Annotated in this window: 12 protein-coding genes; 1 reads left to right on the top strand and 11 read right to left on the bottom strand. The window is 74.3% G+C overall.

What is annotated here, in order from left to right; all coding sequences use genetic code 11:
* Window positions 1-48 precede the first annotated feature (48 nt).
* The 5 genes from RDV89_RS08855 to RDV89_RS08875 all read right to left on the bottom strand — a co-directional run bounded on the left by RDV89_RS08855 (window position 49) and on the right by RDV89_RS08875 (window position 5,278).
* A complete protein-coding gene (locus RDV89_RS08855; protein WP_315732607.1) occupies window positions 49-2,163 on the bottom strand; it encodes a bifunctional copper resistance protein CopD/cytochrome c oxidase assembly protein in 2,115 nt (704 codons plus the stop codon).
* Window positions 2,160-2,792, bottom strand: a complete 633-nt coding sequence (locus RDV89_RS08860; protein WP_315732609.1) for a copper resistance CopC family protein — start codon at window positions 2,790-2,792, stop codon at window positions 2,160-2,162. The genes RDV89_RS08855 and RDV89_RS08860 overlap by 4 nt, the downstream gene beginning before the upstream one ends.
* A complete protein-coding gene (locus RDV89_RS08865; protein ID WP_315732715.1) occupies window positions 2,789-4,024 on the bottom strand; it encodes a Dyp-type peroxidase in 1,236 nt (411 codons plus the stop codon). Before RDV89_RS08865 ends, RDV89_RS08860 begins: the two co-directional genes overlap by 4 nt.
* 5 nt (window positions 4,025-4,029) lie before the next feature.
* Window positions 4,030-4,680 carry a copper chaperone PCu(A)C gene (locus RDV89_RS08870; protein ID WP_315732610.1) on the bottom strand — a complete coding sequence of 217 codons (651 nt, stop codon included), beginning with the start codon at window positions 4,678-4,680 and terminating at the stop codon, window positions 4,030-4,032.
* A gap of 64 nt (window positions 4,681-4,744) precedes the next feature.
* The gene (locus RDV89_RS08875) at window positions 4,745-5,278 is read right to left on the bottom strand and encodes a hypothetical protein (protein ID WP_315732611.1); all 534 of its coding nucleotides are present in this window, start codon (window positions 5,276-5,278) and stop codon (window positions 4,745-4,747) included.
* 75 nt (window positions 5,279-5,353) lie between these two features.
* On the opposite strand from RDV89_RS08875, the gene RDV89_RS08880 reads away from it, so the two are divergent.
* On the top strand, window positions 5,354-7,516 hold the full coding sequence (locus RDV89_RS08880) for a RecQ family ATP-dependent DNA helicase (RefSeq protein WP_315732612.1): 2,163 nt from the start codon (window positions 5,354-5,356) through the stop codon (window positions 7,514-7,516).
* 380 nt (window positions 7,517-7,896) lie between these two features.
* On the opposite strand, the gene RDV89_RS08885 is transcribed toward RDV89_RS08880, so the two are convergent.
* From RDV89_RS08885 to RDV89_RS08910, 6 genes are all read right to left on the bottom strand, one after another.
* Window positions 7,897-9,327, bottom strand: a complete 1,431-nt coding sequence (locus RDV89_RS08885; protein WP_315732613.1) for an acyltransferase family protein — start codon at window positions 9,325-9,327, stop codon at window positions 7,897-7,899.
* Window positions 9,324-11,291, bottom strand: coding sequence for a glycosyltransferase family 2 protein (locus tag RDV89_RS08890; RefSeq protein ID WP_315732615.1), 1,968 nt, complete (start codon window positions 11,289-11,291; stop codon window positions 9,324-9,326). The genes RDV89_RS08885 and RDV89_RS08890 overlap by 4 nt, the downstream gene beginning before the upstream one ends.
* A 161-nt stretch (window positions 11,292-11,452) precedes the next feature.
* Complete coding sequence (locus tag RDV89_RS08895) at window positions 11,453-12,652, bottom strand: acyltransferase family protein (RefSeq protein ID WP_315732616.1); 1,200 nt, start codon at window positions 12,650-12,652, stop codon at window positions 11,453-11,455.
* Window positions 12,649-14,574, bottom strand: coding sequence for a glycosyltransferase family 2 protein (locus tag RDV89_RS08900; protein ID WP_315732617.1), 1,926 nt, complete (start codon window positions 14,572-14,574; stop codon window positions 12,649-12,651). Before RDV89_RS08900 ends, RDV89_RS08895 begins: the two co-directional genes overlap by 4 nt.
* 389 nt (window positions 14,575-14,963) lie before the next feature.
* Window positions 14,964-15,470: a glutathione peroxidase gene (locus RDV89_RS08905; RefSeq protein ID WP_315732618.1), complete on the bottom strand. Its 507-nt coding sequence runs from the start codon at window positions 15,468-15,470 to the stop codon at window positions 14,964-14,966.
* 89 nt (window positions 15,471-15,559) lie between these two features.
* Window positions 15,560-16,903 (bottom strand): MFS transporter, encoded by a 1,344-nt coding sequence (locus RDV89_RS08910; RefSeq protein WP_315732619.1) that lies wholly within the window; start codon window positions 16,901-16,903, stop codon window positions 15,560-15,562.
* Window positions 16,904-17,179: the final 276 nt, after the last annotated feature.

Raw genomic sequence — 17,179 nt, forward strand, 5'->3', positions numbered from 1 at the left:
CGAGACGGCAGAGGCGATCCCGAGGCCGACCGCACGAGGCTCACCGCCTCAGCGGTCGGCCTCGTGGTCTGCGCGGGTCATGGCGGCGAGGCGGTCGTTGTACGCCCGCAGCTCGGCGTCGTCGCTGGCGTCCTCGCGGCGGTCGTGACGGCGCGACTCGGCGCGGTCGTAGCGGAACCACTGACCGAGCAGGAGCAGCGCGACCATGAGGATCGGGATCTCGCCGACGGCCCACGACAGGGAGCCGCCGAGGTACTGGTCGGCCGCCAGGTCCTGCGCGAACGGGCGGTCGAGCTGGGCGTAGAACGACTCGCCCACCGGCTGCGTGCTCGACATCAGCGCGATCGAGAAGAACGCGTGGAACGGCGCGACGAGCAGCAGCAGCCCCAGCCGCGCGAGGTGCGAGAGCCGGTGCGGCACGGGCGCGATGCCCACGAGCGACTCGTAGAACAGGTAGCCGGTGATCAGGAAGTGGATCTCCATCCACGCGTGCCCGAGGTGGTTCTCCATCAGCCACCCGAACGCGCCGGTGAAGTAGACGCCGTAGAGGCTGCCGACGAACAGCACGGCCGCGACCACCGGGTGCGAGAGCACGGCGGCCGGCCGGCTCTGCAGAGCGGCGGCGAGGATCTGGCGCGGGCCCTGGCCGCCGCGCACGTCGCTGCCCGGCAGGGCGTTGAGCGCGAGGTTCACGGGCCCGCCGGCGACGAGCAGGATCGGCGCGACCATCGACAGCAGCATGTGGCTGACCATGTGCGCGCTGAACATGACGTGGGAGTACACGCCCAGCCCGCCCAGCGTCGTGTAGCCGATGATCGCGATGCCGGCGACGAACGAGACCGTGCGCAGCACCGGCCACCGGTCGCCGCGACGGTGCAGGGTCCGCAGGCCCACGGCGTACGCACTCAGCCCGCCGATCACCACCAGCAGGCCCACGCCCGACGCGTTGACGCCGAGCAGCAGGTTCTCGAACGAGGGCGCGGGCGGCATCGGGCCGCCGAGCAGCTCCTCGGCGCCGCTGGCGTAGGGCTCCCCGACCGGCGGCGGCGTGCGCGAGAGCGCGACGCCCAGGCCGATCGCCACGCTCATCCACAGCAGCTCGGCGCCGGTGAGGAGCAGGAAGGTACGCACGGGCAGCTTCGCCGCCGCGTCCGTCTGCTCGCCGGTCCCGTCGTCGAGGCCCGCGGCGAGGCGCCGGCGCAGCTGCCAGGCCAGCACGCCGAGCACGACGAGGGTGACGGCCTTGACGATGGTGCCGCGCCCGTACGCGCTGGTCAGCAGGCCGTCGAGGCCACCGGCGCGGACCCAGGCGTTGATGACGCCCGACAGCGCGGTCGCGGCGAAGCACCACGTCGCGATCGCCGAGAAGCGGCGCACGGCGCGGGCCCGCGAGCGCGGCGCGTCGAGCAGGCGCCACCACAGCGCCAGCACGCCGCCGACCCACAGCACGGCGGGCAGCACGTGGACGACCATGCTGACGATCGCGAGGTCGTGGGAGCCCGAGCTGGCGGAGTGGCCCACCAGCACCGGCGGCACCAGCGCGACCATCGTGACGCCGAGCAGCCACGCGGCCTCCCGCGCGGTGGCGACCCAGCGCGTCACGGTCGCGACGAGGAGCACCAGGACGACCTGCACGATCGACGCCTGGCCCTGGCCGCTCTCGAAGAGCTGCTGGCGCAGGGTGTCGTAGGGCAGGTCGAGGACCGGGATGGCCCACGCGTCGGAGGTCTCGAACACCGCGCTGACCAGCACGGAGACGGCCCAGACGAGCGCGGCCCACGTGGCCGTGCGGGTCGCGCGGCGGCTCACGCCGCCCAGGTCGTCGCCCAGGCGCTTGACGATGAGCAGCGGCACCAGCAGGCAGCCGACGACGACCACCGCGGCCGCGTCGGCGACGAACCCGAGCACCGGGATGGCCCACAGCGTGGTGGACCCCGGGTCGACCCCCGCCTCCTGCAGCGCCTCCGGCGCGGTGCCGTCGGCGCCCCCGCCGAGCACCAGCATCAGCCAGCTGGCCGCGAGGCCCACCAGCAGCACGGCGGCCAGCACGGCCGCGACCTGGGAGCCCGCCAGCGCGGGGCGCCGGTCGGGACGGCCGGCGTCCTCGGCGGTGCCGGAAGTGGGGCCGGAGGTGGGCCCGGGGGAGGTGGGGGTCGTGGTCACGCCGGGTTCCTCCGCAGGGCGCCGTAGAGCAGGCCGCCGGCCACGACGAACAGCCCGCCGAAGATGAGCACGTGGTCGCCGTGGCGCGACCACCAGCCCTGCTCGCCGCCGGCCGCCTCGTCGGCGGCACCCGACTCGATGGTCTCGCCGTCGACCTGCGGGTCGCCGGCACCGTCGTCCGTGGCGCCGTCCGCGGCCCCGGAGCCCTCGGAGCCCCCGGCGGAGCCGGTGCCCTCCGTGATCTCGAACGGGATCTCCCCGCTGACCGGGTGGCCGTCGGCGGAGACGACGCGGTAGGCGATCGTGTACGTCCCGGCCGCGCCGGGCGTCACGGCCTGGGTGACCGTCGTGCCGTCGATGGTCGGGTCGCCGTCGGCGGCCTCCCCGTCGGGGCCGGTGACGAGCACGTACGCCGGACCCCGCATCTCCTGGTTGAACGTCAGGCTGACCTCCTCGGGCAGCTGGGCCACGGACGAGTCCGCCGCGGGGTCGGACGAGCTGAGCGTCGCGTGCGCCTGCGCCGGGGCGAACGCCCCGCCCAGCGCCAGCACGCCGGCGAGCGCCGGGAGCAGGGCGAGGGCCAGGGCGGCCAGCCCACGGGCGGTGCCGCGGGTCGTCGGGCGGGTCATGCGCGTCCTCCGGTTCGGTTCCCGGCCCCGGCCTGCTCGGCCGCGGTCGGTGGGGGCAGGTTCAGCATCTCGCGGCCCACGAAGTCGCCCTCCACGCACCCCGGGGGCACGGCGTACACCGCCGAGCCGATGGTGGTCACCCACTCGTTGAGCAGGTCGAGCTCGTCGAGCCGCTGCTGCACGGGCACGAACTGGCGCTCGACGTCCGCGGCGTACGCCACGAACAGCAGGCCGGACTCGCCGGTCGGCATGGCGTAGTTGTACGCCCGGCGCAGGAACCGCTCGTCGGTGTTCTCGCTGCGCGAGCGCGCGACGTGGCTGGCGGGGTCGATGACCGGGAACCCGACGGCGTCGGTGGCCTCGAAGTCCGGCTCGTCGAACTCGGCGTCGCCGGTCAGCGGGGCTCCGTCGGAGAGCCGGCGCCCGACGGTGAACTCGCGGGCCACCCGGTCGGTGCGGTCCCAGTCGACCATGTCCATCTCGATGCGGCGCAGCACCAGGAAGGTGCCCCCGTCGAACGCGGCGGCCGCGCCCTCGCTCCACAGCAGGCGGGCGTGGTCCTCGACGGGCAGGTTGACGGTCCCGTCGACCTGGCCCATCAGGTTGCGCATCGTGGTGCCGGCCCGCTCGGTGCCCCGGGCGCGGCGGAAGCCCTCCTGGACCCACCGCGTCGTGGCGAACGGGGAGGCGTCCTTGAGCAGCATCCGGCGGGCGTGGGCCACCGTGACCGGGTCCTCGGCACAGACCTGGACCAGCACGTCCGTCTGGCCCCAGGCGGGGTCGAGCCGGTCGAGCGAGAACGCGGGCAGCTCCTGCAGGCCGGGGTCGAAGGCGGGGCGCAGCATCCGCAGCACCCGTGGCCCGAACCCGAAGGTGACGGTGAGGCGGGCGGGGCTGACGGCCAGCTCGGGCTCGGTGTCGGCGAGGGCGCCCGTGCCGCTGGTCAGGCGCGCGGCGTCGTCGCTGAGCAGCCGCATCATGCGCGTCAGGTCCTCCGTGCCGGCGCCGTCGACCAGGTCGAGCCCGAGCAGGCTGGTGTGCGCCTGCGGCGGCGTCACGACGCCGGCCTGGTGCACGCCGTGGAACGGCTCGGTCTCGCCGCCGGTGACGGCCTCCCCGGCCGCCACAGCGGCCGGGGAGGTCTCTTCGGAGCGGAGCCCGCGCGTGCCCCACCCGACCGCGGTGCCGCCGATCGCGGCGGCGCCCCCGGCCAGGAGGTGACGTCGGTGCATCCCGGTCACTGGTCCGAGTGCTCCTCGTGGCCCGAGTGGTCGCCGTGGCCCTCGTGGCCCTCGTGGTCGGAGTGGTCCTCGGACGACTCGTCGCCGCCGTGACCGCCCCCGGCGTACTCCTCGTCCGCGCCCGTGAACGGCTTGACCAGCGCGGTGAAGTCGACGGTCGAGCCGTCCTCGAGCTCGAGGCTCACGGCGACCTCGTCGCCCGAGACGAGCGCGGACGACAGCTCCATCAGCATGATGTGGTCGCCGCCGGCGACCAGGTCGTGGCTGCCGCCGGCGGGCACCACGAAACCACCCTCCTTGGGCTGCATGAGCATCCCGCCGGAGCCGTCGGAGACGACCTCGTGCAGCTCGACGACACCGGCGGCCTCGGTCGAGGCGCCGACCACCGTGATGTCGGCGTCGGTGTCGTTGACGATCGTGCCGAACGCGGCGGTCATGTCCTCGCCCTCGGCGGTGGCCTTGATCCACGGGTCGACGAGGGTCAGGGAGGCGTCGGCGGCCTCGGCGGAGGCGGAGTCGGAGGCCGCGGGGGTGCTGTCGTCCTCGGACGACGAGCCGCAGGCGGCGAGGACGGTCGAGAGGCCGAGCACGCCGACGACGAGCGCGGAGCGCACGGCGAGCACGGTGTGGGCGGTGGGCAGGTGCATGGGGTCTCCTGGAGGAGGGCGCGCGGCCGCGCGCGGTGGCCCGAACGACGCCGGGCCGGCGCGCTCAGGGGAGGACGGGGAGGGGCATCCGTCCGCCGGGTGGGCCACGTGGGGCGCGCACGACGACGTCCACGCCGCCGGCGGGGCGCCGGGTCGTGACGGCGAGGGGTGCGCGCCGCGAGCGGGGGGCGTACGCCTGCACCTGCGGCGGCAGGAGCCGCTCCAGCGCGCTGTCGACCAGCGCCCACCAGGCGCGCTCCACACCGAGCGCGACGCCGATGGTGACCGCACCCGCGACGAGGTGGCCCAGCAGCATCGCCGTGCCGCCGTGGTCGACGAGCGGGTCGTGGACCATGAAGCCGAGGTGGAACGTGCCCTGCGCGAGCAGGGCCACGGCGCCCGCGCCGAACCCGTCGAGACGGCGGCGGCACAGCGGCAGCGCGACGAGGGCGCCGACGGCGGTGGCCAGCACGACCAGCCACAGCGGGGGCGTCGAGCCGCCGGCGACGTGGTGGGCGACGACCGCGCCGAGGCCGCACACCGCGCCGGTGCTGAGCGCCCGGCGCGTGCGGAGGGGAGCGGGGGCCGTCGCACGCATGACCCGCCCACTCTACGACGACCTGTAGTGGATCGCCGCGTCGCCGTTGTCGGCCCCCGCTGCTAGGAAGGACCCATGAGCGCCGCGACCGACGAGACGCCCCCCGCCCCTGCGACCGGGGGCGCCGACCGCGACGCCGTGCGCGCGGAGGCCGAGGAGCACCTGCGCGCGATCGTCGGGCGCGACGACGCGCGGCTCCACGACGACCAGTGGGACGCGATCGCGGCCCTGGCCCTCGACCGGCGGCGCGCGCTGGTCGTGCAGCGCACGGGCTGGGGCAAGTCGGCGGTGTACTTCGTGGCGACCGCCCTGCTGCGCGCCCGGGGCGCCGGCCCGACGGTGATCGTCTCGCCGCTGCTGGCGCTGATGCGCAACCAGATCGAGGCGGCGGCCCGCGCCGGGATCCGCGCGGCGACGATCAACTCGACCAACCTCGAGCAGTGGGAGGAGATCCACGCGGCGGTCGGCGCCGGGGAGATCGACGTGCTGCTCGTCTCGCCCGAGCGGCTCAACAACCCCGGCTTCCGCGACGAGGTGCTGCCGCGGCTCTCGGCGACCACCGGCCTGCTGGTGGTCGACGAGGCGCACTGCATCTCCGACTGGGGCCACGACTTCCGCCCGGACTACCGGCGCATCCGCACGCTGCTGACCGAGCTGCCGCGCGGGGTGCCGGTGCTGGCGACGACAGCCACGGCCAACGAGCGGGTGACCCACGACGTCGCCGAGCAGCTCGGCGTCGACGGCGAGCAGGTGCTGGTGCGCCGCGGCTCCCTCGACCGGGAGTCGCTGCACCTGGGCGTGGTGCGCCTGCGCACCAACGAGCAGCGGCTGGCGTGGCTGGCCGAGCACCTCGGCGAGCTGCACGGGTCGGGCATCGTCTACTGCCTGACCGTCGCGGCGACCCAGGAGGTGGCGCAGCACCTGCGCGACCACGGGCACGCGGTGGCGGCGTACTCCGGCCAGACCGACCCCACCGAGCGCCAGGCGCTCGAGGCCTCCCTGGTGGCGGGCGAGGTCAAGGCCCTCGTCGCGACGAGCGCGCTGGGCATGGGCTTCGACGCGACCCTCGGCTTCGTGGTGAACCTCGGGGCGCCGAGCTCGCCGGTCAGCTACTACCAGCAGGTCGGCCGCGCCGGCCGTGGCGCCGACCGCGCCGACGTGGTGCTCCTGCCGGGTCGGGAGGACCGGGACATCTGGGCGTACTTCTCCTCCCTCGCCTTCCCGCCCGAGCGACTGGTGCGCCAGACCATCGACGTGCTCGCCGAGGCGGGGCGGCCGCTGTCCACCGCCACCCTCGAGACCGATGTCGAGCTCGGCCGCAACCGGCTGGAGACGATGCTCAAGGTGCTCGACGTCGACGGCGCGGTGCGCCGGGTCAAGGGCGGCTGGGAGGCGACGGGCCGCGAGTGGTCCTACGACGCGGAGCGGTACGCCCGGGTGGCTGAGGCCCGCGAGCGCGAGCAGGCGGCGATGCTCGCCTACCTGGAGACCGACGAGTGCCGGATGCGGTTCCTGCGCACGCAGCTCGACGACCCGGTCGTCGCCGGCCCCGAGGGCGACTGCGGACGCTGCGACAACTGCGGCGGCCTGCGCGTCTCGACCGACGTCGACGAGGCGTCGGTGGCCCAGGCCCGGGAGCGGCTCGACCGGCCCGGCGTCGTGGTCGAGCCGCGCAAGATGTGGCCGAGCGGGCTCGACCGGCTCGGGATCGGGCTCAAGGGCCGGATCGGTTCGCCGGCCGGCGAGGGGCGGGCGGTGGCCCGGCTGACCGACCTCGGGCACGGGCAGGCGCTGCGCGAGCTGTTCCGCAACGGTCCCGAGGGGCCCTACGACGGCGCCGTGCCGATCCCGCTCGTGCGCGCCGTCGTCGACGTGCTCGGCGAGTGGCGACCGGGCGTCGACGGGATCGTGCTGGTCGAGTCGACCACCCGCCCCGAGCTCGTGCAGGACCTCGCCTCCGGCCTGTCCCGGTTCCTCGGCGTCGACGTCGTCGGCGCCTGGAGCGTCGCCGACCCGTCCGTCCCGCCCGGCGCCGGCTCGGCGAACTCGGCCCAGCGCGTCGCCGCCGTGCGCCGCCGGGGCCAGCTCGTGCTCGACGACCCGTCCTCGCCCCCGCGCCGCGTGCTCCTCGTCGACGACCGCGTCGGGACGGGCTGGACGCTCACCGTCGCCGCCGCCGCACTGCGCGAGGCCGGCGTCGAGGACGTGCTGCCCCTCGCCCTCGCCGTCGACTCCTGAGCGCGCCGCGGGTTCGGACCCGGTCCGGCCTCGTGGCGGGCCGCCTGCGGCTCGGAGGAGAATACGCGGACTGGTGCAGAGAAAACGCGGACGCGGACCCGCTCGGGCCGTGCCCCGGTCCGCGTTCTCCCGAGGCGGGTCCGCGTTTTCTTCGGACGTCGACCGACGCGATCCATCCGCTGCGCCGAAGCGCCGGCCCAGCTCCGCTCCGAGGTGCGCCCGCCGCGCGGCACCCGGCACGGGACGAGAAAACGCGGACGGGGGCGGAGAAAACGCGGACGCGGACCCGCTCGGGCGGTGCCCCGGTCCGCGTTTTCTCGGGGCGGGTCCGCGTTTTCTTCCGGTCGCCGCCGCCGCCCGCTCGCGCCCCCGACCCAGCCTCAGGCAGCCGACTCGCGGGCGGCGACGGGGCGCAGCCGTCGCGTCTCGCTCGGAGCCTGCTCCGCATCGCCGGCGTCCGCCGCATCGGCGTCGCCGGGCCGCTCCGGCCGCCCCGACCGGTCACCCTCGCGCCGCGAGCGCCGCTGCGGGGCCTCGTCGGGCAGGTGCGGGTAGTAGTTGCGGGCCTTGCCGCGCTTGTCGACGGTCGCGAGCATCTGCACGCCGATGAGCTCGACGGTCCGGGAGCTGACCCAGGCGAGGAAGATCGTCGGGATCGCCACGAGGATCGAGGTGATCCAGAACCAGTGCCCGGGGCGCGGGTCGCCGAGGATCCCCATGCTGGCCACCCACCGCATCACGGGCTCGTGGATCAGGTAGATGCCGTAGCCGAGGCCGCCGAGCCAGGCCAGCGGCCCCCACGACAGGGCGCGCGGCCACGGGCCGTCGTGGAGCACGATCGAGGCCATGAAGACGGCGACCGCGAGGGCGTACGCGGGGTGCCACCACTCCTGCTCCAGCGTGTCGATCGGCCGCTCCAGCACGAGCGCCAGCACGGCGGCGACGCCGACGATCGCGCAGGCGGCGCGGGCCGGCCGCGAGAGCCGGATGCCGGCGACGGTGCAGACCGCGAGCACCATCCCGATGCCGAAGTCCGCGGCCTTGCCGATCGGCGAGAAGATCATCGACCAGTTGGTCCAGTCGGGGCGGGCGACCTGGGTGACGTAGGCGATGTAGGTGATGCCGACGACGATCAGCAGCACCGGCACGCCCAGGGCGAGCGCCAGGCGCTCGTCGCGGGTCGTCGCGCGCACCGCGGCGCGGTGCAGGAACGGGGTCAGCAGGGCGATCAGGACGTAGAAGTGGAACTCCACCGCCAGCGTCCAGGCCGGACCGTTGGTCCAGAAGATGTAGGTGTCCGAGTAGACGTGCGTGAACGTCAGGTGCAGCAGCAGGTCCTGCCAGTGCCCGGGCAGCTCCGGGTTGCTCCAGGCCCACACGATGATCGTGAGCAGGAAGTAGAGCGGCAGGATCCGCGCGAGCCGCTTGGCCAGGGTCAGCGCACCCGAGCGGCCCTGCCGCCCGCTGAGCGCAGCGGCCGCCAGCGGCAGCCACATCACGAACCCGGACAGCACGAAGAACATGTCGACGAACATGTCGACGCCGTACATCAGCTGGTGGGGGATGCCGTCGTAGGGCCAGGTCTTGAAGGGCCCGGTGCGGTTCCACATGTACGCGTGGACCACGACCACCATGAGCGCCGCGACGCCCCGCAGCCAGCCGAGCGGGTACATGGCCCGCCCGCCGCCGCTGGTGCCGCGGGTCTTGCCGATGCCGGCGGACGCGTCGGCCTTGTCGAAGGTGCCGGTGACGCCGGTGACGGCGCTGCTGGGCCGGGCGGGGCCCGTCGTCGTGGTGGTCTGGTCGCTCATCGGGTCGCTCCGGTGTCGAGGTCGGTCGCCACGTGGACGGGGGCGCTGGCCGACCGGGCGGTCACGACCCACTGCCGCTCGCCGCGCACCTGCTTGAGGTGGGCGACGCGGTTCACCAGGTTCTTCGCCCCGGTGTAGAAGAAGACGTTCGCGATGGCGTACCGCACGAACCACGTGCGCTGACGGCGGATCTCCGGCACGGCCACGCGCCAGGCCACCAGGGTCTGCACGGCTCCGGAGCTGACGATGTAGAGCGTCAGGAAGGCGAAGATCGGCGAGAGCAGGTCGAGGCCCTGGTCGCGCCAGGCGAGGAACACCATCAGCGGCCAGACCAGCTGCACCAGCCAGGGGTAGAGCTCGCGCCAGGCCAGCAGGAACGCGACGCCGAGCCGGCGCCGGAAGCCCATGCCCTTCTTCACCATCAGCGGCCACAGGTGTCGCAGGGAGACCTGGAACCAGCCCTGCGCCCAGCGCAGCCGCTGGCGCCACCACCCCGTGACGGTCGCGGGCGCCAGCTCGCGGCTGACCAGACCCGGGTCGTTGACGATCCGGCCGTCGTCGAGCAGCAGCCGCATCGACGACTCGATGTCCTCGGTCAGGTAGGAGCCGCGCAGCCGCAGCTTCTCGAGGGTGTCGCGGCGCCAGTAGCCGTTCGAGCCGCCGAAGATCCCGAACGTGTGCAGGATCGTGCGGCCGGGGTGCGCCACGGCGTACAGCTGCTCGAACTCGACCGCGACCAGCTGCGACAGCAGGGTGTCGGCGTCACGGATGACGCAGTGGCCCTGCACGACGTCGACGCCGTCGGCGATCCAGTGCCAGGCGCGCGCGAACGCGCCGGGCATCGGGTGGTGGTCGGCGTCGAAGATGCCGACGAAGTGGCCGGTCGCGATCCGCAGGGCCGCGTTGACGTTCTGGGCCTTCGAGGTGCTGTCGTCGACCCGCAGCGCGACGAGGTTCGGGTGCTGGGCGGCGAGGACCGCGAGCTCGCGCTCGACCGGCAGGTCGGTGGGCGTGTTGTAGGCGACGATCACCTGCAGGCGGCCGGCGTACTCCTGCTCCAGGAACGAGTCGATCGTGTCGAGGATGGTCTCGGCCTCGTTGGGCAGGTACGCCGCGATGATCGCGGTCGCCGGCGGCGGCTCGCCCTCGGGTCCCTCGGGCAGCGGCGGTGGGGGAGTCGGGTCGAGGGAGGCGAAGCACTCCGCCCAGATCGCGGTCGCGGTGATCGTCAGCGCGCCGACCACGACCCAGTAGACGACCCCGGAGATGTCGAGCCCGAGCCCGTACGCCAGGAACAGCAGCGCCAGCGGCACCACGAAGGCGCCGACCGAGGCGATGAGGATCTGCGCGACGAAGGTGCCGCGCGAGATCACGGCCTCGCGGGCGTCGGGGTGGCGGCGCACGGGCTGGAAGTCGCGCTCCCGCACCGAGTGGGCCGCGCCGTCGGCGGCCATCCGGCGGGCCCGCTCGGCGTCGGTGCGGCTGGTGATCGGCGCCCAGCCGACGCCCAGCTCCAGCCGCTCGACCGTTCCGAGCCGGGCGAGCGCGGCCTGGGTGTGGTACGCCATGTCCTGCACCCGCACCGGTCGCGCGCCGTGCCCGGTGTGGTGCAGGCGCAGCACGAGCAGGCCGTCGTCGGTGGCCTCGACGCTCTCGCCGTCGAGCAGGTGCACCTCGAGCCGCTCGCGCACCTGCTCCAGCACGCTGCGCGCGGCGTGCAGCCGCGCCGACGACGTGCCGGGGGTGATCCACACCGGCTCGATCACCGCGACCAGGTCCATGCCGGCGCGTCGCCAGGGGATGCCGGGGACGTGGTCGAGCCAGCGGGGCGCGTGGTCGGGCCGCGGCTCGGGGGCCTCCTCGCCGACCAGCACCGCCAGGTGCTGGCGCAGCCGCGCCTCCGCGTACGCCTGCCTGCCGGGGCCGCCCTCGTCGGCCCGCCGCGTGTCGGTGTCGATGCTCACCGCGGTCCCTCGTCCCTCGTCTCGGCGGGGCCGGGGCCCCTCGTCGTCGGGGCGCCCGGCTCCCCCCGGGCCACGTCGTCGTGGCTCAGCACCCCCGCTGACAGTGCAACGGAGAAGTGCCGGAGAAGTTGCGGCTTCCTTGAGAAACGGGAGGGCCCGGTCTAGACCTCCCGGCCCAGGTGGGCGTAGTAGTCCCGTCGGCGTCCGTCCGCCTCGATCAAGGCGAGCAGGTCCGCACCGGCCGCCTCCACCGTGCGCGAGCTCAGCCAGGCCAGCGCCACGGTGGGCACCGCGACGACGGCTGCCGTGACGACGAACACCAGGCCCGCCGCCGGCTCGGGCAGCAGCCCGAGCCAGCCGAGCAGGCGCATCACCGGCTCGTGGATGAGGTAGATCCCGTAGCCGAGGCCGCCCAGCCACGCGAGCGGGCCCCAGCTCATCCACGTCGGCCACGGGCCGTCGTGGAGCACGATCGCGGCCAGCGCCGCGGTGATCGCCAGGGCGTACGCGGGGTGCCACCACAGCCCGTCGACGTCGTGCGGTCGCGACGCGGCGAGCAGCACGAGCGCTGCCACGCCGGCCACCGCGAGGAGGCCGCGGGCGCCGGCGCGCAGGCGTACCCCGGCGGCGGCCGCGACCGCCAGCAGCATCCCGACGCCGAAGTCGGCGGCCTTGCCGACCGGCGAGAACAGCACGGACCAGTCGGTCGGGTCCGGGTGCAGCACCTGGGTGACCCACCACGTGTAGCCGACGCCCACCGCGACCAGCAGCGCCGGCAGGGCGGAGGTGAGCAGCAGCCGCTGGCCCCGTTCGTGGGCCCGGCGGGCGAGGCGGCGCACCACGGGGATCGCGAGGGCGACGAGCACGTAGAAGTGGAACTCGACCGCCAGCGACCACGCGGGGCCGTTGGTCCAGAAGATGTAGGTGTCGGAGTAGACGTGCGTGAAGGTCAGGTGGAGGACCAGGTCCTGCCAGTGGCCGGGCAGCGACGGGTTGGTGGCCGCCCAGACGACCAGCACCACGGTCACGTAGAGCGGCAGCAGCCGCGCCAGCCGGCGCACCAGGACCACCCAGCCGGGCCGCCCGTCGGCGCCGTCGAGCACGGCGCGCGCCACCGGCACCCACAGGACGAACCCGGAGAGCACGAAGAACAGGTCGACGAACAGGTCGGTGCCCGTCATCAGCTGGTGCAGCCCGCCCCCGAGGGGCCAGGTGCCCTCGGGGCCGGTGCGGTTCCACTGGTACGCGTGGAAGGTCACGACGCTGAGCGCCGCCAGGGCCCGCAGCCACCCGAGCGGGTAGCGCACGGCGCCGGGCGCGGTGGTCCCCTGGCGGGGAGCGGTGGTGGTCGGGGTGCTCACGCGACCGCCTCCTTCCCGCCGGTCGGGGCCGTGCGGGGCGTGACGACCCACTGGTGCTCGCCGCGCAGCTGCTTGAGGTGCGCGACGCGGTTCACGAGGTTCTTCAGCTCGGTGTAGAAGACGAGGTTGAGCACCAGCGCGCTGAGGAACCAGCGCGGGTGGCGGCGCACCTCGGGGGCCGCGAGGCGGTAGGCCGCCGCGGTCTGCAGCGGACCGGAGGCGAGGACGTACAGCGTGACCAGGCCGAACAGCGGCGACGTGAGGTCGAGCCCGCCGTCGCGCCAGACCAGGAAGCCGAGCAGGGGCCAGCTCATCAGCGCGATCCACGGGTACACCTCGCGCCAGGCCAGCAGGTAGGTCGCGCCTGCCTTCTGCCGCAGCGTCAGGTCGGGCGCGCGCAGCAGCGCCGAGAGGTGGCGGCAGGAGACCTGGAACCAGCCCTGGGCCCAGCGCATCCGCTGCTTCCACAGCGCGCCCAGGGTGGTCGGGGCCAGCTCGCGGCTGACGAGCCCGGGGTCGTTGACGATCCGACCGCCGGCGGCCAGGACGCGCATGGAGGCCTCGATGTCCTCGGTCAGGAACGAGCCGCGCAGCCGGATCCGCTCCAGGGCGCTGGCGCGCCAGTAGCCGTTCGACCCGCCGAAGATCCCGAAGCCGTGCACGCGGGCGCGGCCGGGGTGGGCGACGGCGTAGATCTGCTCGAACTCGACGGCGACGAGCCGGGTGAGGCGGTTCTCCTCGCCGTTGCGGATCACGCAGTGGCCCTGCACGACGTCGGCGTCGTCGGCCAGCCAGCGCCAGGCGCGGTCGAACGAGCCGGGCGCCGGGTGGTGGTCGGCGTCGAAGATCCCGACGAACTCGCCGTCGGCGACCCGCAGCGCGGCGTTGACGTTCTGGGCCTTGGAGGTGCTGTCCGGCACCTTGAGCACGACGAGGTCGGGGTCGCCCTCGGCGAGCGCCGCGAGCTCCGCCTCGACCGCCATCGGGGTCGGGGTGTTGTAGGCGAGCACGACCTGCAGCCCGCCGGAGTACGCGTGGGAGCGGAAGACCTCGAGGGTCTCCAGGACCGTGTCGGCCTCGTTCGGCAGGTAGGCCGCGATCACCGCGGAGGCCCGTGGCGCCGGCCGGTCCGTGGCCGGGGGCGTGATCGGCCGGAACGCCGCGCTGGCCTCCGCCCAGATCCCGCCGGCGGTCATGAGCAGCGCCGCGACGAGCACCCAGTAGAGGCCGTCGGCGACGTCGAGGCCGACGGAGTGCAGCGCGACGAGACCGAGGAAGGGCAGCGCGATGCTGCCGACGGTGGCCAGCAGGACCTGGCGGCTGGCGGACCAGCGCGAGATGGAGGGCGTACGCCGTCGCGCGGCGTCCGCGGTCAGCCGCGGCTGCAGGTCGCGCTGCCGCACGGACTCCTCGGCGGCCTGCGCGGCCTGGCGCAGGGCGGCCTCGGGGTCGCGCTGGCGACCGACCGGGGCCCACCCGACGCCGAGGTCGACGACCCCGGCCCGGAAGCCGAGCGAGTCGAGGACCTCGAGCGCGTGGTACGCCATCTGCTGCAGCCGCACGGGCCGCGCGGCGCGGTCCTCGTGCCGCAGCCGCAGCGCCAGGCGGCCGTCGGGCATCGGCACGACGAGCTCGCCGGGGCTGAGGAAGACGGTGAGGCGACGGGCCGCGTCGGCCACGAGCTCGGCCGGCGCGCGCACCGAGGCGGTGGCGTCGTCGCCGTCGGCCCAGGTGGGTTCCAGGACGGCGACGATCTCGCGACGACGCGACCGGTTCAGGCGCGGGGGGCGGGGCGGCGCGAGCAGCTGCTCGGGCGTCCCGACGGATCCGGTCGGCGTCAGCGACAGCCGGTCGTCGGGGTGGGCGAGGGACGTCGCGGACGGGGGTCCGGACGCTTCGGAGGGGGACACGGAGAGGGACACCGCTGCTCCTTTCGGGCAGGGGCCTCCCGGGAGGCGAGCGCGCAGGGTGAGGCGCCGGCGCGACCGGTCGGCGTTCGGGCGCGACCGGTCCCCGGGGGACCCGTGAGGGGACGGAGGGAGTGCGGTCCACAGGGCCGACGTGCGGCGTGCGCACGGGCGTGGACGGGCGTGGACGGGCGGCGCGCTGCGTGAGGCACCGGGTCGCCGGTGGGCGACCCCCGTGGTGGTGCGCGGTTCGTGCCTGGTTCGGTCACAGCCGGCGACGTCGAACCACCGTGACAAGCCCTCCGCCGCGGATCAAGCCCGGGGCGGTGTGGGTCGACTCACGCGCGGCGGGCGCGTGGGTCGACCGGGCGGCCGTGGTCCGGCCGCCCCGGCGGTCGGGCGCCTCAGCCGACGGCGCCCTGGACGGCCGCGACGAGCGCGGGGTCGTCGGGCGTCGTCGTGGGGGCGAAGCGGGCGAGCACCGTGCCGTCGGCGCCGACGAGGAACTTCTCGAAGTTCCACTGCACGTCGCCCGGCTCGGGGTTCTTCTTGAAGCCGCCCTCGTCGGCGTAGGGCGCGGTGACGAGCTCGTCGTAGACGGCGTGGCGACCGGGGCCGTTGACCTCGATCTTCTCGCTCATCGGGAAGGTGACGCCGTAGGTCGCGGAGCAGAACGTCGCGATCTCCTCGGACGAGCCGGGCTCCTGCTCGCCGAACTGGTTGCACGGGAGGCCGACGACGGTGAGCTGGTCGGCGTACGCCTCGGCCAGCTGCTCGAGGCCCTCGTACTGCGGCGTCAGGCCGCACTTGCTCGCCACGTTCACCAGCAGTGCGGGGCGCCCGCCGGTCAGCTCGCCGAGGGTGGCGGGGGTGCCGTCGAGACGCGCGATCGGGGTGTCGAGGAGGCTCATGGGTCGCAGCGTACGGGGCCGTGCGGAGCGTGGAGCAGCGCGGCCGACGCACCCGGTCGGGAGCGTCGGCCGCGCGGGTCGTCCTCCGGTCAGGCGGTGACCTTCACCGGGACGTCCGCCTTCAGGTCGGAGGCGTGCAGGAGGTCGCGGCCGCGGGTCTCGGGCATCGTCATCAGGGTCAGCGCACCGACCAGGCCGACGACCATCAGGGCGAACGCGGGCACGAGCTCGTTGCCGGTCCGGCCGATCAGCCACGTGACGACGTAGGGCAGGGTGCCGGCGAAGAACGCGCCGGCGACGCTGTAGGCCATCGACAGGCCGCTCTGGCGCGTGCGGGTGGGGAACAGCTCGGCGACGGTGGACGCGTGGGTGCCGAGGATGATCGCCAGGACGAAGGCCAGACCGAAGGTGGCGGCGAAGCCGGCGCCGAGCGTGCCGTTGCGCATGAGGGCGAACAGCGGCACGGAGCCGACGACGAGCAGGGCCGCCGCGGTGAAGAGGACGGGCTTGCGGCCGACGCGGTCCGACACGATGCCCGACAGGGGGATCACGCCGATGGCGACGAGGGACGCCGCCGTGGACAGCAGGGCCGCCTGGGTCGACGAGAAGCCGACGATCTCCTCCTGGTAGGTGATCAGGTAGACCAGCACGACGTAGAAGGTGCAGTTCATGAACGTCTCGATGCCGACGGTCTGGGCGAACTGGCGTCCGTTGGAGCGGAACACCTCACGGACGGGCTGCGACGCGACGGTCTCCATCTCCTCGAGCGCCCGGTACTCCGGGGTGTCCTCGATCTTGAGGCGGATGTAGAGACCCACGAACGCCATCGGGACGGTGAGGAGGAACGGGATGCGCCAGCCCCACTCCAGCACCTGGGTCTCCGTGAGGACCGTGTGGAGCAGCCACACCGCGAAGGACGCGGCGAGGAAGCCCAGGACGGAGCCGAACTCGATCCACGAGCAGCCGAACCCACGCTTGCGCGCGGGGGAGTACTCGGCGAGGAAGGCGGCGGCCGAGCCGAACTCCCCGCCGGCGGCGATGCCCTGGATGATCCGCGCCACCACCAGCAGGACGGGGGCGAGCAGGCCGGCGGTCTCGTAGGACGGCAGGAGGCCGAGCATCAGCGTTCCCGCCGCCATCGTCACGATGACGATCGACAGCGTCTTCTTCCGGCCGTACCGGTCGCCGACGTAGCCGAAGAGCACGGACCCGATCGGACGCACGAAGAACGCGATCGCGAAGACGGCGAACACCGACAGCAGCGCGGCGTTGCCGTCCTGCTCGGGGAAGAAGATCTGCGCCATGGTCGTGGCCAGGTAGGCGTACACGGCCCAGTCGAACCAGTGCACGAACACGCCGATCGAGCCGGCGACCAGGCTCTTGCGAAGGCCCTTCTGGGTCTCGTCGGTCTCCAGGCGGTCATGGGTCGTCATTGCAGCTCCCTGAGGGATGAGGGGCGATGGGTCCACCGAGCCGGGGGCGGCTGGCGCAGCGAGCGCGTCGTCGGCCGGCTGCCACGTCGTCGTGTCGGCCGGGTCGTCCGGGCACCGCCGGAGGGGTCTGGGACCCCTGCGGTCGCCGGTCGGCGGTGAGCCGGCGACCGCTGGGATGTCCTAGATCACACCCCCTCCCCTCCGCCCCGGGCAAGGGGAAGGGGACGCGAATAGGCGATGGCAGTCATCTGTCCAGCGGAAGACCACGGCGCGGTG

Origin of the sequence: Nocardioides imazamoxiresistens (assembly GCF_032378595.1) — a bacterium.
In the GTDB taxonomy this organism is placed as follows: Bacteria; Actinomycetota; Actinomycetes; order Propionibacteriales; family Nocardioidaceae; genus Nocardioides; species Nocardioides imazamoxiresistens.